The organism is Halorubrum distributum JCM 13561, from assembly GCF_000337395.1.
GTDB lineage: Archaea > Halobacteriota > Halobacteria > Halobacteriales > Haloferacaceae > Halorubrum > Halorubrum distributum.
Genome location: NZ_AOJF01000031.1, coordinates 77855 through 98289 on the forward strand (window position 1 = coordinate 77855; position 20435 = coordinate 98289).

Annotated in this window: 25 protein-coding genes and 2 tRNA genes; 8 read left to right on the forward strand and 19 right to left on the reverse strand. The window is 70.5% G+C overall.

Translation table 11 applies throughout. The annotated features are described in order from the left end of the window. Window positions 1-3 precede the first annotated feature (3 nt). The 3 genes from ygfZ to C470_RS06495 all read right to left on the reverse strand — a co-directional run bounded on the left by ygfZ (window position 4) and on the right by C470_RS06495 (window position 2102). Window positions 4-1161: a CAF17-like 4Fe-4S cluster assembly/insertion protein YgfZ gene (gene ygfZ / locus C470_RS06485; protein ID WP_008366046.1), complete on the reverse strand. Its 1158-nt coding sequence runs from the start codon at window positions 1159-1161 to the stop codon at window positions 4-6. A 47-nt stretch (window positions 1162-1208) separates the two neighbouring features. Further along, the gene (locus C470_RS06490; protein ID WP_004598041.1) at window positions 1209-1508 is read right to left on the reverse strand and encodes a DUF6432 family protein; all 300 of its coding nucleotides are present in this window, start codon (window positions 1506-1508) and stop codon (window positions 1209-1211) included. Between the two features lie 72 nt (window positions 1509-1580). Further along, the gene (locus C470_RS06495) at window positions 1581-2102 is read right to left on the reverse strand and encodes an archaemetzincin family Zn-dependent metalloprotease (RefSeq protein WP_008366047.1); all 522 of its coding nucleotides are present in this window, start codon (window positions 2100-2102) and stop codon (window positions 1581-1583) included. A gap of 39 nt (window positions 2103-2141) precedes the next feature. Between C470_RS06495 and C470_RS06500 the strand changes: the two genes are divergently transcribed. Together C470_RS06500 and C470_RS06505 are read left to right on the forward strand one after the other, a co-directional pair. Beyond that, window positions 2142-2627, forward strand: a complete 486-nt coding sequence (locus C470_RS06500; RefSeq protein WP_007344946.1) for a UPF0146 family protein — start codon at window positions 2142-2144, stop codon at window positions 2625-2627. Window positions 2628-2693: 66 nt separating this feature from the next. After that, the gene (locus C470_RS06505) at window positions 2694-3557 is read left to right on the forward strand and encodes a TIGR01548 family HAD-type hydrolase (protein ID WP_007994763.1); all 864 of its coding nucleotides are present in this window, start codon (window positions 2694-2696) and stop codon (window positions 3555-3557) included. A gap of 47 nt (window positions 3558-3604) precedes the next feature. On the opposite strand, the gene C470_RS06510 is transcribed toward C470_RS06505, so the two are convergent. The 3 genes from C470_RS06510 to C470_RS06520 form a co-directional block, all read right to left on the reverse strand. Continuing rightward, a tRNA-Ile gene (locus C470_RS06510) sits at window positions 3605-3679 on the reverse strand. Window positions 3680-3711: 32 nt separating this feature from the next. Beyond that, entirely contained in the window at window positions 3712-4188 is a 477-nt protein-coding gene (locus C470_RS06515) for a group I intron-associated PD-(D/E)XK endonuclease (RefSeq protein ID WP_049908612.1), read from the reverse strand. A gap of 72 nt (window positions 4189-4260) precedes the next feature. Continuing rightward, window positions 4261-4333 (reverse strand) — tRNA-Asn (locus C470_RS06520). Window positions 4334-4492: 159 nt separating this feature from the next. Here C470_RS06520 and cca point away from each other — a divergent pair. Then, window positions 4493-5923 carry a CCA tRNA nucleotidyltransferase gene (cca, locus tag C470_RS06525; protein WP_008366051.1) on the forward strand — a complete coding sequence of 477 codons (1431 nt, stop codon included), beginning with the start codon at window positions 4493-4495 and terminating at the stop codon, window positions 5921-5923. Between the two features lie 66 nt (window positions 5924-5989). On the opposite strand, the gene C470_RS06530 is transcribed toward cca, so the two are convergent. From C470_RS06530 to C470_RS06545, 4 genes are all read right to left on the reverse strand, one after another. Next, window positions 5990-6304 (reverse strand): hypothetical protein, encoded by a 315-nt coding sequence (locus C470_RS06530; RefSeq protein WP_004598053.1) that lies wholly within the window; start codon window positions 6302-6304, stop codon window positions 5990-5992. Window positions 6305-6382: 78 nt separating this feature from the next. After that, window positions 6383-6745 (reverse strand): fluoride efflux transporter FluC, encoded by a 363-nt coding sequence (locus tag C470_RS06535; RefSeq protein WP_008366053.1) that lies wholly within the window; start codon window positions 6743-6745, stop codon window positions 6383-6385. Then, complete coding sequence (locus C470_RS06540) at window positions 6742-7146, reverse strand: fluoride efflux transporter FluC (protein ID WP_008366055.1); 405 nt, start codon at window positions 7144-7146, stop codon at window positions 6742-6744. The genes C470_RS06535 and C470_RS06540 overlap by 4 nt, the downstream gene beginning before the upstream one ends. Window positions 7147-7189: 43 nt before the next feature. Beyond that, the gene (locus C470_RS06545) at window positions 7190-8341 is read right to left on the reverse strand and encodes an ATP-binding protein (protein ID WP_008366057.1); all 1152 of its coding nucleotides are present in this window, start codon (window positions 8339-8341) and stop codon (window positions 7190-7192) included. Window positions 8342-8455: 114 nt separating this feature from the next. Between C470_RS06545 and C470_RS06550 the strand changes: the two genes are divergently transcribed. Next, window positions 8456-8932, forward strand: a complete 477-nt coding sequence (locus C470_RS06550; RefSeq protein WP_008366059.1) for a DUF7382 domain-containing protein — start codon at window positions 8456-8458, stop codon at window positions 8930-8932. Between the two features lie 30 nt (window positions 8933-8962). On the opposite strand, the gene C470_RS06555 is transcribed toward C470_RS06550, so the two are convergent. The 4 genes from C470_RS06555 to C470_RS06570 form a co-directional block, all read right to left on the reverse strand. Beyond that, window positions 8963-9733: a protein-L-isoaspartate O-methyltransferase family protein gene (locus C470_RS06555; protein WP_008366061.1), complete on the reverse strand. Its 771-nt coding sequence runs from the start codon at window positions 9731-9733 to the stop codon at window positions 8963-8965. Between the two features lie 49 nt (window positions 9734-9782). Then, complete coding sequence (locus C470_RS06560) at window positions 9783-10415, reverse strand: protein-L-isoaspartate(D-aspartate) O-methyltransferase (RefSeq protein ID WP_007344952.1); 633 nt, start codon at window positions 10413-10415, stop codon at window positions 9783-9785. A gap of 100 nt (window positions 10416-10515) precedes the next feature. Continuing rightward, window positions 10516-10929: an archaeal heat shock protein Hsp14 gene (gene hsp14, locus C470_RS06565; protein ID WP_008366062.1), complete on the reverse strand. Its 414-nt coding sequence runs from the start codon at window positions 10927-10929 to the stop codon at window positions 10516-10518. A 98-nt stretch (window positions 10930-11027) separates the two neighbouring features. Then, entirely contained in the window at window positions 11028-11570 is a 543-nt protein-coding gene (locus tag C470_RS06570) for an Hsp20/alpha crystallin family protein (RefSeq protein WP_008366064.1), read from the reverse strand. 108 nt (window positions 11571-11678) lie between these two features. Here C470_RS06570 and C470_RS06575 point away from each other — a divergent pair, with 108 nt between their 5' ends. The 4 genes from C470_RS06575 to cysS all read left to right on the forward strand — a co-directional run bounded on the left by C470_RS06575 (window position 11679) and on the right by cysS (window position 16783). Beyond that, window positions 11679-13064 carry a cryptochrome/photolyase family protein gene (locus C470_RS06575; protein ID WP_008366066.1) on the forward strand — a complete coding sequence of 462 codons (1386 nt, stop codon included), beginning with the start codon at window positions 11679-11681 and terminating at the stop codon, window positions 13062-13064. A gap of 76 nt (window positions 13065-13140) precedes the next feature. After that, the gene (gene ilvA / locus C470_RS06580; RefSeq protein WP_008366068.1) at window positions 13141-14403 is read left to right on the forward strand and encodes a threonine ammonia-lyase; all 1263 of its coding nucleotides are present in this window, start codon (window positions 13141-13143) and stop codon (window positions 14401-14403) included. Window positions 14404-14831: 428 nt separating this feature from the next. Continuing rightward, entirely contained in the window at window positions 14832-15212 is a 381-nt protein-coding gene (locus tag C470_RS06585) for a hypothetical protein (protein ID WP_008366070.1), read from the forward strand. 89 nt (window positions 15213-15301) lie between these two features. After that, the gene (gene cysS / locus C470_RS06590; protein ID WP_008366071.1) at window positions 15302-16783 is read left to right on the forward strand and encodes a cysteine--tRNA ligase; all 1482 of its coding nucleotides are present in this window, start codon (window positions 15302-15304) and stop codon (window positions 16781-16783) included. Window positions 16784-16812: 29 nt separating this feature from the next. Here the strand turns inward: cysS and C470_RS06595 are convergent, their stop codons facing one another. The 5 genes from C470_RS06595 to C470_RS06615 all read right to left on the reverse strand — a co-directional run bounded on the left by C470_RS06595 (window position 16813) and on the right by C470_RS06615 (window position 20433). Then, entirely contained in the window at window positions 16813-17172 is a 360-nt protein-coding gene (locus C470_RS06595) for a hypothetical protein (RefSeq protein WP_007994780.1), read from the reverse strand. Window positions 17173-17227: 55 nt separating this feature from the next. Continuing rightward, window positions 17228-17503 carry an ArsR/SmtB family transcription factor gene (locus C470_RS06600; protein ID WP_008366073.1) on the reverse strand — a complete coding sequence of 92 codons (276 nt, stop codon included), beginning with the start codon at window positions 17501-17503 and terminating at the stop codon, window positions 17228-17230. Window positions 17504-17603: 100 nt separating this feature from the next. Further along, window positions 17604-18098, reverse strand: a complete 495-nt coding sequence (locus C470_RS06605) for a fasciclin domain-containing protein (RefSeq protein ID WP_004598090.1) — start codon at window positions 18096-18098, stop codon at window positions 17604-17606. Between the two features lie 168 nt (window positions 18099-18266). Beyond that, window positions 18267-19073: a prephenate dehydratase gene (pheA, locus tag C470_RS06610; RefSeq protein ID WP_008366076.1), complete on the reverse strand. Its 807-nt coding sequence runs from the start codon at window positions 19071-19073 to the stop codon at window positions 18267-18269. Between the two features lie 151 nt (window positions 19074-19224). Continuing rightward, a complete protein-coding gene (locus tag C470_RS06615) occupies window positions 19225-20433 on the reverse strand; it encodes a DR2241 family protein (protein ID WP_008366078.1) in 1209 nt (402 codons plus the stop codon). Window positions 20434-20435 lie beyond the last annotated feature (2 nt).

A 20435-nucleotide genomic window follows, 5' to 3' on the forward strand; every position in this document is an offset into this window, starting at 1 on the left:
GCCTCAGACCCGCAGCTCCGGGTACGTCGGCAGCCGCGCGGACCGCGCGCTTCCGTCCACGAACGGGAGGTCGACGACGGTGGCCGGGACCGCCTCGCCGTCGACGCGGACGGTGACCGCGCCGCGGTCGGCGTCGAACGCGACGAGCGCGAGCGCGATCGGGACCTCGGTCGCGGGGCCGACCGCCGCGCGGGTGACCTCGCCGATCGCCTCGTCGCCGTCGAAGACGGCCGCCCCGGCCGCGGGGAGCGCATTGTCTACCCCCTGCGGGTCCGCGTTCGCGTCGACGCCGGCGACCGCCTGGGCGACGCCGTCGAGTTCGAGGCCGACGAGCCGGCGGCTCGGTCGGCCCTGGTTCTCCACGCGCGAGACGACCTCCTGACCCACGTAACACCCCTTCTCGAAGTCGAGCGCGTTCCGGAGGCCGAGGACGTTGGGGACAGTCCCCGCCAGCTCGTACTCGAAGAGGGGCGTCCCGGCCTCTGTCGCGAGCGCGTCCCACGTGCGGTAGCCGAACGGCGCGGCGTTGAGCCCGCGGTTGATCAGGGTGTCGAACACGTCGCCCGCGTCGGCGGCGGCGCAGACGATCTCGTACCCCTCCTCGCCGAGCGGCGCGTCCGTCGCGATCACGGTGACGCCGGCGTCGACCATCGACCCGCGGACGAAGGATAGCGGCCCCTCGGGCGCGCCCGGACCGCCGAGGACGGAGGCGACCTTCTCCGTCGATTTGGGGCCGTGGACGCCGAACACGCCGAACTCGTCGGAGACGTCGTCGATCTCGACGTCCTGGATGAACACGTTCTCCGCCCAGTCGGCGGCGACGGACTCGACCCGTTCCGGGGGGAGGAAGACGAGCAGCCGCTCGTCGGCGTTGTACACGTACATGTCCGTCTCGATCCCGCCCTGCGGGTCGAGCAGAAGGGCGTACGTCCCCTCGCCGTCCTCGGTCGGGACGCGATTGGAGACGGCGTTGTCGACGAATTCGACGCGGTCGTCGCCCCTGACGGCGAGGACGCCGTACCCCATCTCGATCACGCCGGCGATGTTGCGGACCGCCTTGCCGACGCGGACGGGCTTCCCGTAATGGTCGACGACCTCGCGGCCGCCGCGGTCGCGGTACACGGCGCCGTGCGCGTCGTGGGTCCCGGAGACGAGCGTCATGGTCGGAGGGACGCGATCGAGGGGCAAAAGGCCGCCGTCTCCGGCGGCTACAGTCCGAGGCGGTCGCGGATCGCGTCGACGAGGCTCTCCGTGGGGTCGTCGTCCGGCGCCTCGGGGTCCGGGACGACCTTGTCGTGGGCGTACACCCGGACGCGCTCCTCGGACTCCACGGTGATCAGCGAGTCCTCCTTCAGCGCCGAGAGCGCCTCCTCGACGGCGTCGATGTCGGCGTCGACGGCCGCGCGCAGTTCGAGGACGGTCATCCCCTCGTCGCCGCGGTCGACGAGCGCGTCGAGCAGCGCGACCTCGACGTCCGGCCGGTCGCGGTATTCCGGCTTTGCGGCCATACGCGTCCCTTGTGCGGGGCGGACTTTACGTCTACCGGCGAGGGAAAAGGCCCGACCTGAGAGCGCGATCCGTCAGCGAACGATCCGAGAACAGGTGCCACAGAGATTCTCCTCTTTCACGTCGACCTCGCGCACGGTGGGGGAGAACGACATGACGCACTTGCTGTTGTCGCAGTGTTCCAGGCCGAGCGTGTGACCGATCTCGTGGACGACCTCCTTGCGGACGCGGTCGCCGAACACGTCGACCGCGGGCTTGGTGGAGACGCCGCCGTCCGAGGAGGTGCGGAGGCGGTGCGTGGAGATGACGGAGCCGCTGCCGTTGAGGTACGCGAGGCCGAACACGTAGTTCCGGCGGCGGTAGTAGAGGTCCTCGGGCGTGATTCCGATGTTCTTCTCGCCGCCGCCGACCCGGGTGACCGTCTCGATGAGGTCCTCGGCGCGGTACTGCCCCCTGTCGCTATCGAACGCGGAGTCGGGGATCGCCTGATCGTCGTGGACCGTCACGTCGCAGTCGTATACGGAACGCAGCGCACCGGAGGCCTCCCGTTTCACTCGGGGGGTGACCTCCCCGACCGGGACGATGTCCACGAGCATGGAACCGCTTTTGACCGCCGCGGTCATAAAGGCCGCGCCGTGGGCCAACCACCGCCGTCGGAACGGGCACTCGTCGCCGCGCTCGACCCGTACGCACGACTGATCGAGATCGGTGTCGGGCGGCGCCCGGACGTCGCGCGCGCGCTCGCCGAGCGCGGTCGCGAGGTCGTCGCGATCGACGTCGAGATGAGCGAGGCGGCGCGAGACGCGGCGGCGCGGGACGCGGCCAAGTCGCCCGAGGCGGCGGGCGAGGGATCGCTCCGCGCCGTAACGGCGGACGTGACGGCGCTGGCGACCGACGACGAGCGGGCGATACGGAACGCGCTCGGCCCCAGTGCGTCCGAGAGCGGGTTCGACGCCGTGTACGCGCGGAACCTCCCCGCCGAACTCCAGCGGCCGACCGTCGCGCTGGCGGAGCGGCTCGACGCCGCCTGCCTGTTCACCACGCTCGGGTTCGAGGAGCCGGTCGTCGACGCCCGGCGGCGGGCGACCGAATCGGGGACGGTCGTGTACGTGGCGCGATGACGGAGCGAACCCGCGATATCGACCGCGAACCCGAACGTTCATTCCGCCGCCAGCCGGGGTAGCGGTATGCAGGTCGACGCAGTGGTCCTCGACATCGACGGGGTGTTGGTCGACGTGGCGGACTCTTACCGTCGGGCGATCCTCGAATCGGTCGACCGCGTCTGCGGCAAGCCGATCGACCGCGACGCGGTCCAGGCGTTCAAAGACGCCGGCGGGTTCAACAACGACTGGGAGCTGACGGACGCGGCCGCGCTGTTCGTGTTGGCCCGCCGCGAGGGGCTCCGAATGGACGTCGACGAGTTCACCGACCGCGTCCGCGAGCTCGGCGGCGGCCTCGACGCCGCCAAGGAGGTCGTCGGCGACCTCCCGCGGGTCGCGCAGGCCCGCGTCCGCGACCAGTGGGACCGGGACGCGCTCCGCGAGACGTTCCAGGCGCTGTACCTCGGCGCGGAGCTGTACCGCGAGCTGGAGGGGGGCGAGCCGCCGATCGAGGCGGACGGCTACATCCACGACGAGCCGACGCTCGTCGACCCCGAGACGATCGCCGACCTCACCGCGCGGTTCGACGTGGGCGTCCTCACCGGCCGGCCGGCCGCGGAGGCCGACATCGCCCTGGAGCGTGTCGGCCTCGACGTGCCCGAGGACCGCCGGTTCACGATGGACGACTGGGAGGAGGGGAAACCGCACCCCAGAGCGCTCGTCGAGCTCGCCGAGCGGTTCGACGTCGAGCGCGTCGCGTTCGCGGGCGACACCCTCGACGACGTGCGGACCGCGCGCAACGCCGACGAGGCCGACGAGACGCGGGTCTACTACGGTGTCGGCGTCCTCACCGGCGGGCTCACCGGCGAGGCCGGCCGCGAGAAGTTCGCCGAGAACGGGGCCGACGCGGTCGTCGAGGACGTGAACGAACTGGTGGAGCTGTTGGAGTAGTCGCCGGCGTGCCGCGTTTGCGGGTCGTGTAAAACGAGGACAGAGAGTGGGCCCTGCCGGATTCGAACCGGCGATCGACTCGTTATGAGCGAGTCGCTTTAACCGGACTAAGCTAAGGGCCCGCTCGTATCAGTTCGTCTCTCTCGATTCCTCTTTATGTTGTCGGGTCGGAACAGAGCGAGGACAGTACCCCGTCGATCAGGAAGTCTTCGTGCCAATTGGTGTTTTCGACGTTGCCATTTTTCGAGGGTACGTGACGAATTGTCATCTGCGTTTTACCAGTCTCTTCGATTGGAACGAGATACGTTTCGTCGCACGCGGGAGCGTAAACGGCGAAGAAGTCGACTGCGCCCTCGTATCCCTCTCGCTCGTACCCCGAACTCTTCGTCCGAGTGCTCCGCGTCCGGAACCGCACCGCGCCGCTAGTCGTCGCTTCGAACGCCGTCTTGACTTGGACTCGATGGAACGAGTCATCCACCTCGACGACGATGTCGTACGGTTCGTTGTCGTATGTGGGAGTCAGAACGGGTATTCCACGGCTCACGAACTCCGATTTCACGATCGCTTCCGCCGCCTGACCACGTTTGTGTGGCTCCTCGAGTGATTCGAATCGATCGCTCCGATCCGGCATATCGGAGAGGAAGGAGTTACGACAAAAATACGTTCGCTGCTAACCGGGAGACACCTCGAAACGAAATGGAGGCGCCGAAGCCAGGACTCGAACCTGGGACCGCCTCGTTAACAGCGAGGCGCTCTACCAACTGAGCTACTTCGGCTCACTTCCGGGTACTCGCGTCGTTTTGATAGGGCTTTCGTTTCCGCCCGACGGAGAGGGATCCGGGGGACGCGAGGGATGCGAAACGATACAGAGACAGTCGTCGCTCCGGGGCCGATCCGACCGACACGTTTTCGGCCGGACCGCGAGACCGTTCGGTATGGACGAGTTGGAGGCGGTGCTGTCGCGGGTCCGCGAGCGGGTCCTCCCGGAGCCAGAGGAGCGCGAGCGGCTGCGCGAGACGGCCGCGACGCTGACCGACCGGACCCGCGAGGCGATCGCCGACCTCCCCGTCGAGGCCGACGTGGTTCAGGTCGGGTCGACCGCACGCGGAACGTGGGTCGCGGGCGACCGCGACATCGATCTCTTCGTCCGGTTCGACGCGGACCTCGACCGCGCCGAACTGGAGGAGTACGGCCTCGACGTCGGCCACGCGGTCCTCCCCGACGGCCACGAGGAGTTCGCCGAGCACCCGTACGTGAAGGGGAGCTACGAGGGGTTCGACGTCGACCTGGTCCCCTGTCACGACGTGGAACGGGCCGCCGAGCTGGTCTCCGCCGTCGACCGGACGCCGTTCCACGACGCGTACCTCTCGGCGCGGCTCGACGACGACCTCGCCGGGGACGTGGTGCTGGCGAAGGCGTTCCTGAAGGGGATCGGCGCGTACGGGAGCGACCTCCGCACGGAGGGGTTTTCGGGCTACCTCACGGAGCTGCTCGTGTTGGAGCTCGGCGGGTTCGTCCCGCTCGTGGAGTCCGCGCGGAGCTGGCACCCGCCGGTGGAGTTCGACCCCGAGGGGCATGCCGAGCGCACGTTCGAGGACCCCCTCGTCGTCGTCGACCCCACGGACCCGACGCGGAACGTCGCGGCGGTGCTGTCGGCGGCGAACCTCGCGCGGTTCCAACACTACGCGCGGGAGCTGCTCGCGGCGCCGAGCGAGGCGCTCTTCGACCCGGACGAGCCGGAGCCGCTCGACTCGAAGGAGGTCCGCGCTCACCTCGACCGCCGGGGGACGACCCCTGTCGCGGTCGTCTTCGACGCTCCCGACGTGGTCGACGACCAGCTGTGGCCGCAGCTCCGGCGATCGCTGGACGGGATCGTCGGCGGCCTGAACGACCACGGCTTCGACGTCCTCCGAGCGCGGGCCATGACGGACGCGGCGGGAGCGGCGGACGCCGCCGTGGCGAGCGACGTCGAGGAGACGGCCGAGCGCGACGTATCCGACGAGCCGACGCGGGCCGCGCTGTACGCCGAGCTGGAGGTGACCGAGCGGCCGACCGTCGAGCGTCACGAGGGGCCGCCGGTCGCGGTCCGGAAGCACGCCGCGAGCTTCTACGAGTCGTACGTGGACGACGTCGACCCGGACACGTACGGCCCCTTCATCGACGGGGATCGGTACGTCGTCGAGCGGGAGCGGGAGTTCGCCACGGTCCGGGAGTACCTGGAGAGCGACGCCGCGAGCGACGTCGCGCTCGGCGCGCAGGTGGAGCCGGCGTTCGACGACCGCGACGTGTTGGTCGGGGAGTCGGTCGCGACGCTCGCGCCCGCGTTCGGCCGACCGCTCCGGGAGTTCTACGAGCCACGGCCGTGAGGGAGCCGCCGAGAGGTTGTTGCCGCGTGGCGCCGGGCCGAGCCGCCGGCGACGTGTGAGCGGCGGTCAGCGAGAGACGCTGTCGAGGAGCCAGTAGACGAGCGCGGCGACGGCGGCGACGATCAGCGCGACCGCGGAGAGGAGCCCGGCAGCGCGGGGGAACGACAGCCAGAACGCGGCGTAGAAGGCGAGCGCGAACGCGAACAGGCCGACGACCAGCAGCCCGCGAGAGGGGTTCTGCGCGGCGGCGACGAACGCGCGCTGGGGGATCGAGAGGTCGCCGAATTCGGGGACGTCCTCGGGGTCGACGTCGTCGGAGAGCGGTCCCGAGTCGGCCGGATCTGTCGACTCGCCGTCGACGGAGCGGTCGGTATCGGTCACGGACACGGGTACGGGCCGAGGGATGCTGTACCTATCGCTTGCCGAGCCGGCGTCGGCGGGGCGGAGGGGAACCGTCGGTCAGCCGACGCTCTCGGCGACGAGGAGCGATCCGAGGAGGAACGCGGCCAGCGCGGCCGCGAGGTTCGACGCCGCGACGGTCGCGGCGGCGCGGACGCCCGTCTCGCTCGCCGCCCGAACGGTCCCGACGGCGAACGAGGAGAACGTCGTGAACGCGCCGCAGAAGCCGACGCCGAGGAGCAGCGCCGCCGTCGACCCGATCGGCGCGGCGGAGACGGCGCCGAGGGCGAAGCTTCCGAGCGCGTTGACGACGAGGACCGACCGGCGTCCCTTGACGCGGATCCCGACCGCGTGCCGGGAGACGGCGCCGAGCGCGCCGCCGACGCCGACGAGCGCCGTCGCGAGGAGCGGGGAGGCGGTCATCGGCGGTCCCGCCCTCCGATTGCGAGTCCGAGCGCGGCCGCAGCGAATCCGGTTGCGTAGCTGACGGCGACGTACCAGACGCCCGCGGGCGTTCCGATCGCGACCGCGTCCGCGACGAACGTGCTGTACGTCGTGAACGACGAGAGCGCGCCGGTGCCGACGAACAGGCGGAGCCGGTCGCTCGAGGCGCGGGTCAAGAGGAGCCCGAGGGCGAACGACCCGGCGGCGTTCGCGACGAGCGTCCCCGCGCCGGTCGGGGGGCCGCCGAGGACCGCGGGACCGGCTCCGGCGGCGCTCGCGGCGAGGGCCCGACCGACCCCGACGTCGACCGCGTGTCTGGCGACCGCGCCGAGGAACCCGCCAAGCGCGACGAGCAGGAAGCCGTACGGCGTCCGTTCCATGCGCCCGGGAGAGTCCGAGACGGCTTGTGCGTTCTGGACCGCGTTACTGGCGCTCCGAGTCCGACAGCCGGCTCGCGCGCGGACTCTCCCCTCCGTGCGGCGTTCGCCGCTCTCTGATCCGGACCGTGTGGGCCGTCTCGGTGGCGTCGTCGACTACGAGCGCCTCGCCGACGCCCTCGGGCAACCGTGCGGCGAGGTCGCCCGCGAGGTACGTCGCCTCGGCTTCGGCCAAGCGGTCGACGTCGCGCGCGGCCGTCAGGCGGTGAGAGACGAGGAGGTCGGACTGGGAGACGGCGACGCTCGGGAGCGCGGCCGGCCGTTGGGTCGCACAGACCAGCGAGGCGCCGGGCGCGCGCCCCCGGGTGAGGAGCGTCCGGAGGGCCGGGCCCGCGACCCCGCCGAAGAAGGCGTGCGCCTCGTCGACGAGGAGCCACGGGAGCCGCGGAAGACTGCCAGCGACCCGTGCGTCGTAGAGGCCGCGAGCGACGGCGCGGACGACTGCCGATGCGGCGGCGTCCGGGACGCCGGCGAGGTCGAGGACGGAGGGGTCGCCGTCGGCCGCGAGGGACGCGACCGGCGGTGCGTCGGCGTCGAAGACGCCCCACGAGTCGGCCAGCCGGAGGTGGTTCGCCGCGGCGCGCCGCGTCTCGGCCGGAGCGTCGGCGGCGTCGACCGCCTCGCGGAGCGTCGCGAGCGAGGGCGAAGAGCCGCCGTCGACCGCGTCCGCGACGACGCGCCAGACGAGGCTCCCGGGGCCGCTCGCCGGGTCGAGTCCGAGCAGGTCCGGCCACGTCGAGGGCGGTATGGAGGCGGGGCGGACCGCGGGGTCGACGACGCGGCCGCCGGCCGCCTCGAGGCCGCCGAAGACGCCCATCGGGTCGACGATGACCGGTGCGACGCCGTCGGCGTCGGCTATTTCCTCCGCGAGGACGCCGAGCGTGTACGACTTCCCGGTCCCGCGTTTCCCGAACACGACCCCCGCGTGCGGCCGGTCGAGGTCGACGCCGACCGCCGCGCCGGCGCTCCCGTCGCGAGCGAGGAAGGATCCGATTCGGGCGGTGTGAGGCGGGCGGTCGTCGTCCGTGTCGGGTTCGGCGTCGCGGCGAGACTCGCCCGTGGGGCCGGTTCCGTCGTCGCGGTCGAACTCCGCTTTGTCGCGGCCGAGCACGTACACGCGGTCGGGTGGCCGCGGCATCGGATAAAAACGGTCGGGCGAGTCTCGCGGCCGCGAACGCCCCCGCGAACGTCGGTCGCCCCCCGTCCGGCTTCGTCCGACTCTTTATAAGCGATGCCGCGGCCAGCGGGCCGTATGTCCGATCGAACACACGACTCGCGCACCGCGAACCGCCGGACGTTCAGCACCGACACCCGTGCGATCGAGGGGCTTCCGGTCCGACTCGTCATCGCGCTCGTCGTCGGCGTCGCCAGCCTCAGCGTGATGATGGGAATGATCGGCGACATCGACGGGCTGGCCGCGACCGAGCTCGACGCGCAGCCGCAGCCGGAGGTGACCACGCCCGGCGATCAGTCAATCGACGTCGCGGTCGTCGACCCCGACGGCTCCCGCGTCGCGGACGCGACGGTCATCGTCCGCGGCGGCTCCGCGCGGATCGACGGCGTCGTCACCGCGAAGACGAACGGAGAGGGGGTCGCGACGGTCGACGTCGACCCCGAACTCGGACCCAATCAGGCCGACGGGACGCTCACGATCGACATCAAGCCGCCGGCGGAGGGCGACTACGTCGACGAGCGGGGGAACACCGAGGTGCTCGTCGTCGAGGAGTGACGCCGCGAGCGACGCGAGCGAGAGGGCCTTTCAGAGCCGCTCGTCCCAGTCGATCCAGTCCTGTTCCCAGCCGTGCCGACGCTGACGCCCGCGTTCGGCGCGCTCGGCGTCCTCGCGTCGGGTCCGGTTCCGTTCCGCCCCGGGCTGCTCGCCGTCGACGAGCATCGGCTGGAGCCGCGCCGGCCCGTGCGTCTCGACCGTCTCGAACCCCGCCGGCGCCGGGTCCTCGTCCGGAGCGGAGTCGGCGGCGGGCGACGGCTCGATCGCCGCGACCGTCTGGACCCCAGCGCCGCGCGGGTAGACGATACGACCGCCGGACGCCAGCTGTTCGCGGAGGGAACGCGGCGGCTCGACGACGGCGGTTTCGAGGAGGATCCGGTCGTAGGGCGCGTACGCGGGGAGCCCGTCGGCGCCGTCCGCGCGGTCGACGAGGACCGCGCCGTAGCCGGCCGCGTCGAGGTTCGACCGCGCGGCGTGGACGGCGGACCGGTCGATGTCGACCGCGTGGACGCGGCGCGCGCCGGCTATCTCCGCGAGCATCGCGACCGAGTAGCCCACCCCCGCGCCGACGACGAGCACCGAGTCGCCCTCCTCGGCGTCGAGGGCGGTGATCAGGCGGACCAGCGTCGGGAGGGAGAGCGAGTGCGGGTCGTCGCCGTCGACGCCGTCGCGGGGCGAGTCGTCGACGAAGGGGTCGCGCGGGACGCGCTGGAGGGCGGTCAGCACGGGCGGCTCGATCGGCTCGCCGATCTGGTGTTCGAGCCCCTCGATCATGTCCGCCCTGAGCGACGCGTCGTCCATGACCGCTCTCGGGGCTCGGTCCTCTAAAACCGTGCGTTCGGCGGGCCGACTACCGCATCGGGACGAATCGCACGCCGCCGTGGTCCTCGCGGTCGATCCCGTCTTCGCGGACCGTGAGTCGGACGAGCCGTTGGCGACCGCCCTGACGGACGGGGGCGACGACGCGGCCGCCAGTCCGGACGCGGTCGACGATCGCGTCCGGGACGGACTCGGGCGCCGCGCAGGTGAGGTAGGCGGCGTCGAACGGCGCTTCGTCGGCGAACGCCTCGCGGCCGTCGGCGGCCGCGACGGTCACGTCGTAGCCGAGGCGGTCGAGGCGCTCGCGGGCGGCGGCGGCCAGTTCCGGGACGCGCTCGGCCGAGAAGACGTTCCCCGGACCGACGATCTCGGCGACGACGGCGGCGTGGTAGCCGCAGCCGGTCCCCACCTCGAAGACGCGGTCGCCGCGCTCGACGTCGAGCAGGTCGGTCATCAGTACGACCATGTGCGGCGCGCTGACCGTCTGGTCGTGGCCGATCGGGAGCGGCCGGTCGGCGTACGCCGACGCGCGCTGCGGCTCCGGGACGAACTCGTGGCGCGGGACCGCGCCGATCGCCGACAGCGTCCGCTCGCTCGCGTCGAGGTGGTCGCGGAGCGCGCTCACCAGTTCGCGCCTGGCGGCCGCGGGGTCGGCGTCGTTCATGCGGGTAGTTAGCACGGGGAGTGTGGAGAAAGCATCGGCCGGAAAAATCGAGTGCGCGAAAAATCGGGCGCGCGGTTCGACCCCGGGTGCGTCGACCCGCTCAGTTCACGTCGATCCGGTGCCCCTCGTCGGGGTCGACGGCGTCGAGCGGGAGCGTGACGGTGAGCACGCCGTGTCGGTACGACGCGGTGGCGTCCTCGTGACGGGCGGTCCGCGGGAGGTCGACGGTCCGGGTGACGGACTCGTGGCGGCGCTCGCGTCGGAGGTATCGTCGGCCCGTGTCCTCGCGTTCCGCGTCGCGCTCGGCGGCGATGGTGAGCCGGTCGTCGCGGGCGCGAACGTCGATCTCGTCGCGGTCGAACCCCGGGAGGTCGGCCATCACGACGAGCTCGTCGTCGTACTCGGCCACGTCGATGTCGGCGGTCCGGAGGTCACGGCCCCAGGCTCGGTCGCCCGCGAAGGGAGTGCGGCCGAGGAACTGCTCGATCTCGTCGAAGGGATTCGTCGTGTTCATACCAACAGGAAGGCGCCGTGAGGTATTAAACAGCGAGTGACGCGTGCTATCTCGCGGTCGCGGCGGAAAATGGCGATCCCGAGCGACGCGTCCGAGGCTCAGCTGACGTCGATCGTGTGCCCGCGGTCGTCGTCGGGCGAGCGCTTGGGGAGCGTGACGGTGAGCACGCCGGCGTCGAACGAGGCCGTCGCCGCGTCCGCCTCGACCGGTTCCGGGATCGGGATCCGGCGGGAGACCGACCGGAGGCGGCGTTCGCGTCGGTGGTAGCGGACCTCGTCGTCGACCTCGTGTGCGCCGTCGCCGGCGTCGTCCGCGGCGTCCGCGTCGGCCTCACCGCCGTCGTCGTCGCCCGCGTCCGCGCCGGCGACGTCGAACTCGGTCGCCTCCTCGCGGGATCCGGTGATGACGAGCGCGTCGTCGCGGAACTCGACGTCGACGTCGTCGGCGTCGAACCCGGGGAGGTCGGCGACGACGGTGACCGCCTCGTCGTCCTCGATCACGTCGACGTCGACGTCGCGGGCGCCGGGGAACCGCGGGACCTCGGGACCGGTCCCCTCCAGCGTGCCGCCGAGCTCCTCGAACTCGCGGCCCATCCGTTCGAGCAGGTCTTCGATCTCGTCGAAGGGATCGCGTCGTGTCATACGGGTCAGGATTCGAGACGGAGCGTCTTGAACGTACTGGCGGAATGGCGGGCGGCGGGCGAGACGACCCGGCGACAGACACTATCCGCTCGCGCCCCAGGCGATCGTATGCGCCTGTTCTGGCACCGAGGCGACGCGCGGACGCGGGACAACGCCGGCCTCGCGGCCGCGGCCCGGAAGGGCGAAGTCGTTCCGACGTTCGTCTACGATTCCGACCTGCTCGCGACGATCGGCGCGCGTCAACGCGCGTTCTTCCTCCGACACATCAAGCGGCTGGAGGCGCGGTACCGCGAACTCGGGAGCGACCTGGTCGTCCGCGCCGGCGACCCGGACGAGGTCCTCGTCGACCTCGCCGACGAGTACGACGCCGAGGCGGTGTACTACGACGACCACTACCGACCGGCGCGCCGTAACCGGGGGCGGGCCGTCGAGGACGCGCTCGCCGGCGCGGGCGTCGAGACGGAGTCGCGGACCGACCTCGTCTTGGTCGATCCCGGGCGGTTGGACGAGCGCTACCCGAACCACAGCCAGTTTCACGACGACTGGGACGCCGTTCCGAAGCGCGGGCCGTACGCGGAGCCCGGTCGGGACGCGCTGGCCGACGTGCGCGACGGGAAGACGGTCCCCGAGCCCGACGCCGACATCGACCTCCCGGACGCGGGGTACGACGCCGCGCGCGAGCGGTTCGACGAGTTCCTCGAAGGCGGAATTCGGTCCTACAACGACACCCGCGACGACCTCGCGCGGGCGGTGGAGGCGCCGACGCACGCGGTCTCGCGGATGTCCCCGTACCTCGCAACGGGAGCGATCGGGATCCGGGAGCTGTGGGCGGACGCGGGCGACGCGTACGACGCCGCGACCGGCTCCGAGCGCCGCAACGTCGACAAGTACCGCTACGAGCTGTCGTGGCGCGAGCAGATGTACCACCTGCTGTACTACAACCCGGAGCTGGCCGTCTCGAACTACAAGTCGTTCCCGAACGAGATCGCCTGGCGCGACGACGACGACGCGTTCGAGGCGTGGACGCGCGGCGAGACCGGCTACCCGCTCGTCGACGCCGGGATGCGACAGCTGAACGAGGAGGGATATATCCACAACCGCCCGCGGCAGGTCGTCGCGAGCTTCCTCACGAAACACCTCCTGATCGACTGGCGGCGCGGCGCGCGCTACTTCACGAAGCAGCTGATCGACCACGACTACGCCTCGAACCACGGCGCGTGGCAGTGGACGGCCTCGACAGGAACCGACTCCGTCGACGTGCGGATCTTCGACCCGGTGAGCCAGATGAGCAAGTACGACGCGGACGCGCGCTTCGTGAAGGCGTACGTTCCGGAGCTGGCGGACGTGCCGGCGGAGAGGGTCGTCGACTGGCCGACCCTCTCGCGGGGGGAGCGCGAGGCGCTGGCGCCAGAGTACCCGCACCCGATCGTCGACCGGAACGAGGGGTACGAACGGGCGCAGCGCGTCTTCGAGGAAGCGCTCGGCAAGCGGTGAGGCCGGGACGGCAGTTCGTCCGTATCGGCGTTCCGAAACCGAGTTCTTTTGCGGGGACCGGGCGAACACCGCGCCCATGTCCCCCGTCACGATCGACGACGTCGAGGCCGCCGCCGAGCGGCTCGCCGGCACCGACATCGTCCAGCGCACGCCCGTCGAGCGGAGCCGGTCGCTGAGCGACCGGTGCGGCGCCGACGTGCGCCTGAAGATGGAGCACCTCCAGCGCACCGGCTCGTTCAAGACCCGCGGCGCGTACAACGCGATCTCGCGGGCGGTCGCCGGTTCGGGTGCGGGGGCCGACGACCCCGCGATCGAGCGCGTCGTGGCCGCGAGCGCGGGCAACCACGCGCAGGGGGTGGCGCTGGCGGCGGCGGACGCCGCGATCGACGCGACGATCGTGATGCCGGAGTCCGCGCCCGCGGCGAAGATCGAGGCAACCCGCGCGTACGGCGCCGAGGTCGTGCTCCGCGGGAGCGCGTTCCCCGAGGCGATGGAACACGCCCGGACGCTGACCGACGACCCCGGAACGCGGTTCGTCCACGCGTTCGACGACCCGGACGTGGTCGCCGGACAGGGGACGCTCGGGCTGGAGGTGCTCGACCAAGTGCCCGACCTCGACACCGTGCTCGTCCCGGTCGGCGGCGGCGGGCTCGCGGGAGGCGTCGCGACCGCGATCAAGGCGCGAGCGCCCGAGACGCGGGTCGTCGGGGTCCAGACCGAGGGCGCGTCGACGCTCTCGGAGAGCCTCGCGGCCGGCGAGCTCGTGACGCGCGACGAGCCAGACACCATCGCCGACGGCATCGCGACCGGCGGGCTGAGCGACCTCACCTTCGAGCTTCTGGAGGAGCACCTCGACGAGGTGGTCGTCGTGAGCGACGACGACGTGGCGAACGCGATCCTGCTGCTCTTAGAGCGTGCGAAGCAGATGGTCGAGGGCGCGGGCGCGACCGCCGCGGCCGCCCTTTTAAATGACGACGCGGTCGACGGGCTGGACTTGGCCGGCGAGACCGTCGTTCCCCTCCTCTGTGGCGGCAACATCGACGTGACGACGCTGAAGGAGGTGGTGACCCACGCCCTCGTCGACCGCGACCAGCTGATCGAGCTCTCCGTCCGCATCGACGACACGCCCGGGACGATGGGCGAGATCGCGACCCTGATCGGCGGCGAGCGCGCGAACATCCGGACGGTGCGCCACGAGCGCAGCCGCCCGGACCTGCCGGTTGGCGACGCCGACCTCGTGTTCGAGGTGGAGACGAACGGCCCGGCCCACGTCGACCGCGTCCTGTCGGCGGTGCGCGAGGCGGGGTACGAGGTGGAATGGACGACGCGGGTAGAGTGAGGGAGAGGGTCGTTATTTATAAATAGAACTGCGGTGGCGCGTGCCTCCGAGTGGCCGCCGAAGGCGGCCGCGAGGAGCGCGCGCGAGGGAGTCAGTCGCCGGAGCGAAGCGACGGCGACTGACGAGGTTGGGGAGGTGTGAGGCTGCGGTGCGGTCGCGGGCGGGTGGGACTCAAAGGGGCAGTCGCGAGGGGCCCGTAGGCGACGCAAGCACCGCAGCGAAGGAACGGAGTGACTGAGCGAGGAGCGCAGCGAGCGTACGGGCCCCTCGCGACTGGGGCTTTGGAGGTGTTCGCCGTACCGCCGTTGGCCATTTATATTTAGAAATTTCAAAGAGTAAAGAATGAGCCAATTTATTTAGTCAAAAACGATTCTCTGTCTTCGTGTTTTGTAGAAAATATTATCAACAAAAAATCACGTAGTTCGCATATGGGAGACAGTTCCAAAACGAACCTACAACGAGATATCCTCCTCACGTGGTGGGAAAACCCGAATGCGACGAATCAGGAGATCGCGAACGCGTGTGACTGCTCCGCGTCGTACGTCAGCCAGATCAAGAACCGGTTCGACAACTACAACGAGTTCGACGCGATGATGGACAGACAAGACGCCGAGTTAGAGCGGATGTTTGGCGATGACATCTTCGAAAACAGCGGAAGGACACCGGCGGCAGTAGAACCGGAAGGACCGGGGATCGCAGAGCAATGGGACGACATTCCGAACAACATTCCGGGGCTATTGATAAAGGCTATTGTTGTGATAGTGCTTGGCTACGCAGCAGTACAGATCGGGACAATTCTCTTTCTCTAACCGCTTCGGGGACGCGGTTTGAGCTCCCGGATAGAGTTATCTCGCTCGATCCGACGATTTAAAACGCTCACCTCGGCAACCACGTCGTAATGAGTCTCGTCGTTACCGACACCCTGGAAGACGAGCGCGTCGAGTTCACGGCCGACGGCGACGTCACGCTGTACGTCTGCGGCCTGACGGTGTCGGACGACCCCCACCTCGGCCACGCCCGGCTGTGGTTCCACGCCGACGTGCTCCACCGGTGGCTCGAACACGAGGGGTACGACGTGCGCCACGTCGAGAACGTCACGGACGTCAACGAGAAGATCACGGCCCGCGTCGGCGAGCGCGACGACTGGGCCGCCGAGCGCGACGTGGCCGAGACGTTCACGGCGAGCGTCTTCGACGCGATGCGCGGGCTGAACCTGAAGCGCGCCGAGGTGTACCCCCGCGTCACCGAACACGTCCCGGAGATCGTCGGCCTCGTCGAGACCCTGATCGAGCGGGGGTACGCCTACGAGTCGAACGGCTCCGTCTACTTCGACGTGACGCGCTTCGAGGAGTACGGGAAGCTCTCGAACCAGGACCTCGACGCGCTCGAAGCGCAGGGCGAGCCGGACGAGCGCTCGGAGAAGCGCAACCCCGCCGACTTCGCCCTCTGGAAGGCGGACGGCGTGAGCGAGACCGCGGCGCGAGAGCACGCGAAACACGACCACGGGGCGGAGACGCCCGACGGCGAGACGTGGGAGTCGCCGTGGGGCGAGGGGCGCCCGGGCTGGCACGTCGAGTGCTCGGCGATGTCGACGACGCACCTCGGCGACACGCTCGACATTCACATGGGCGGCCGCGACCTCGTCTTTCCGCACCACGAGAACGAGATCGCGCAGTCGGAGGCCGCCACCGGCGAGGCGTTCGCGCGCCACTGGCTCCACGTCGGCCTCCTGGAGATGGACGGCGAGAAGATGTCCTCTTCTATCGGCAACTTCTGGACCGTCCCCGACGCCTTGGAGGAACTCGGCGTCAACGTCGTCCGGACCTTCTACGCCGGCGCCGCCTACCGCTCCGAGCAGGCGCTCACCGAGGAGACGATCGCCGAGGCCGAGGAGCGCTGGGAGCGCCTCTCGCGCACCTACGACCGCGCGGTCGACGCGCTCGACTCGACCGACGCCCGCGCGAAAGCGGCGGATGGCGACCTCCGCGCGGCGGTCGAAACCGCCCGCGACGACTTCGCGGCTGCGATGAACGACGACCTCAACCTCCGGGAGGCGACCGCGGCGCTCCTGGACCTCACCGACGCGGTGAACCGACACATCGACGCCAACGGCGACGCCGCCTACGACTACCGCGGCCTCCGCGAGGCGGTCGAGGCGTTCGACGACCTCGGCGGCGACGTGCTCGGGCTCCAGTTCGAATCGCCGAGCGACGGCGACGTCGACCTCGCCGGCGAGCTGGTCGAACTCGTCCTCGACGTGCGCGAGGCCGAGCGCGAGGCCGGCAACTACGAGCGCGCCGACGAGCTCCGCGACGCGCTCCGCGAGGTCGGCGTCGAGATCGAGGACGGCCCGGACGGCGCGACGTACCGGTTCGAGTAGCGCGACTCGGCCCGGGGGACAGACCCGGCTCAGTCCCAAGTCACGTAGACGAGGAAGGCGATGCCGACGAACTCTAAGATCTGGAGGTACATCATCGCCCGGAGCGCGGGCGTCGACATCTGCGGCGGGTTCAGGTAGTAGAACAGCGCCAGGGCGTTCTCGGCGAGGAGGAAGAGCGCGAACACCGCCGAGCCGAGGGTGTGTTTCGACCGGATCTCGAGGTAGTTCCGGCCCCAAATGCCGACGAGGACGAGCAGCAGCAGGATGTTCAGCCCCGCGGCGACCCGCGCCACGCCGAGCGTCGCGCCGCCGAGCGTCGCGATGCCGGCCGTCGCTACGTCGATCGTCGCGGTCAGTTCGGGCGTCGTCACGCCGAGGGTCGCTGTCATGCCGCGTGCCCTCCGGTTCGGCGGTCGGTCGCTGCGTTCGGGAGATATGTTATGCTCATTCCAGTTGGTCGATGATCTCCTCGACGGTGTCCCAGTGCGTACGGGTCCGGTCCGTGGGGAGGTAAACGGCACCGTAGTTCTGGTCGGTGCTCTCTATCACGCCGTTCTCTTCCAGCACGTCGAGGTGGTGTCTGACGGTCTTGTACGCGAGGTCGAGGTCCTCGGCGAGCCGGTTGGCGTTCCGCGGGCGCTCGTCGAGCGCGCGGAGCAGGCGAGCCCGGTTCGGGCCGCCGCGCGTCCCGGCCAACACCTGCCAGAGAACCGGCTCCATCGACAGTACCCATCGGGAGAGCGGCTATTAAGCGCGGGGATAGCCACACGGCGCATGGAGGAGGACGTACCGTCAGCGGGGGCATCGGTCGAGAGCCCGCCTACGGCAGTAACACGCCGTCGATGACGTGGATGACGCCGTTCGAGGCCTCGATGTTCGTTTCGACGATCTCGGCCTGACCGTCGTTGAGGACGGTCCCGTCGACGTCGACCGTCGCGCCGTTCAGCGTCGGGACGCTGTCGGCGTTGACGATCGAGTTCGCCTTCCGGCGACCCGGCACGACGTGGTAGGTGAGCACGTCGGTCAGGAACTCGTCGTCGACGTCGCCCACGTTGTCGGCCGTGATCCCGGCGGCGTCGAACGCCTCGTCCGTCGGGGCGAACACCGTCAGCTGCCGGTTCCCGCTCAGCGTGTCGACGAGCCCGGCCTCTTGGACCGCTGCGACGAGCACATCGAACCCGTCGGCGGCGACCGCCACGTCGACGATCGTGTCGCCTTGACTCGGCGGCTTTGCGGCGGCCGCGCCGACGCCGCCGAGCAGCGTCGCCGTTCCCGCTCCGACGCCCCTCAGTACCGTCCGTCTGTTTGCGTTCATGGGATGAACCCGTCCGAGAAGACGTTTCAGTATGTATTCAACAATTTGGTGAAAGCAACCCGCATTCGGCACGAAAGAGACCCAAATCTGCGTCGGTATTGCCGGCGTCACCCGACGACCGAGCGGGCGGAAGCGGCGCCGGAGCGGCGCCGCGATCGGGAGCGAGACTCAGTCCAGCACGTGTTCGGTGTCGTACGAGCCGAGCATCTTCACCCACCCGTTGTCCGCGATGGCCTCCACGTCTCCGACCGCCTTCGCCATGTGGTCCTCGTAGAGGCCGGCGTCCACGTCGAAGTGGAACAGGTAGTCGCCGAGGCGCTCGCCGCTCGGGCGCGACTCGATCCGCGAGAGGTTGAGGTTGCGGTCGGCGAACGCCTCCAGCAGTTCCAGGAGGAGGCCGGGGTAGTTCGCGTTCGGGTAGACGATCAGGGTGGTCTTCCCGCCGGCGTCGGAGCGTGCGGACTCGGGCGCGACGACGAGGAACCGGGTCGCGTTGGAGGTGCGGTCCTGGATGTCCGCCGCGAGGATCGAGAGGTCGTCGCCGGCGTTGTCCGGGTGCCCGATCCCGGCGACGCGGGCGTCCTCGCGGGCGCGCTCGACCCCGCGGGCCGTGGAGGCGACCGCTTCGAGGCCGGCGTCCGGGTAGTTCGACTCCAGCCAGTTGCGACACTGCGCGAGCGCCTGCGAGTGGCTCGCGACGACCTCGAACGCGTCGTCCTGCGCGAGGAGGGCGTGCCGGATCGGCGTGACGACCTCGCGGGTGACCGAGACGTCGTAGTCGGCGAGCGCGTCGAGGCTCTCCGTGACGGAGCCCTCGATGCTGTTCTCGATGGGGACGACGCCGCGCTCGAACTCGCCGGCCGCGACGGCGTCGACGATGGCGGTGACCGACTCCCGGAACGACACCTCGGCGGCGACGGAGCGAGCGGCGCGGTGCGAGTACGTGCCGGCGGGACCCAGCGTGACGGCGTTCATTACCGTACCGTACCGGGGGCGGTGAGAAAAGCCTGCGGGGCGCGGCGATGTTTCCGGGGCGGGCGGGTGCGGTCCCGCGCGTCAGCCTGGCGCGCTTCGTCGCGGTCCCGCGCGTCAGCCTGGCGCGCTTCGTCGCGGTCCCGCCGGAGAGTCACTCCTCGTCCGGGTCGGTCGGCACGCCGCCGAGGTTCCCCTCGTCGTCGAACCGCTTCGCCCGCAGGAAGCGCGCGCGGTAGCGGTTCGCGCCCTCCTTCGTGTCCGCCTCGCGGATCTCGTCGGTCCGGCCGTCGGCGACCGCGTCGATGATAGCCTCGACCTGCTCCTTCTCGCTCGGCGTCAGCTCGAACTCGTAGGTCCGCGGCTGCTCGCTCTCCAGCCGCGTCCACTTCCGCGCGGCCGACACCACCACGGAGCAGGGCTCGCGACAGGGGAAGACGCCGTCGCCGCCGTCGACGTCGAGGTCGGTGTCCTCGTCGTACTCCCACTCTCGGCGCTTGAGACACTGCGAGTCGTCGCAGCAGGCCTCGGCGACCCAGTCGACGTGCTCGTGGCCCTCGCCGCGGTCCCACGTCTTCACGACGCCGTAGATACCGGACTGGCGCTCCATCGTCTCGCGCCAGTGGGTCACGTCGAGCTCGCCCTCGCGCTCGCGGTGCCAGTTGGCGACCGTCGCGGGGTAGATCGTCTCCACCGTCTCGTAGAGGTCGCGCGGCCCCAGATCGGGGAAGACCCACCCGCCGGCGAGCGACGGCGCCGTCTTGAGGGGGCGGTATCGCCCCTTCTCGTCGAAGGTGACCAGGTCGCGCGCGTCGAGGGGATCCTCGTGCGCTTCCAAGTCGTCGACCGAGGCGTCCGCGTCGTCGGCGTGGCGCACGTCGTAGCGGCGCTCCCCGCGGTCGGTGACCGTCGCCGTAATCTTCAGTTCGCCCCAGGCGCGCTCGATCCCCTCGGCGAGCGCGGCGTACCGAGTCGCGACGGTCTCGCCGTCGGCGTCCTCGATCCACCGGAGGAAGGCGCGGCGCGGGCCGAACTCGCCGACGACGCGCTCGAAGGCGTACCAATCGGTGACGGCCGCGGCGCGCTCGGTGAGCGCCTCGTGAAGCTCGCGCTCGTCCATCGGCCTGGGCCGACCGCCGTCGGCGAGGACGTATCCCCCCTCGTCGTCGCGGGCGACGCTGAACCCCTCGAACCGGAGGGGTTCGCCCGGGTCGAGGTCGTCGAGCGCGTCGAGCACCGCGTCGAACGCGTCGCCCGGGAGGTCGATCTCGGGGGTCGCGGTCCCGTCGTCGCCCGCCTCGTCGTCGACCGCCTCGTCGTCGACCGCCTCGCCGCCGTCGGTCGCGGGGGTGGAGTCGGCCACGG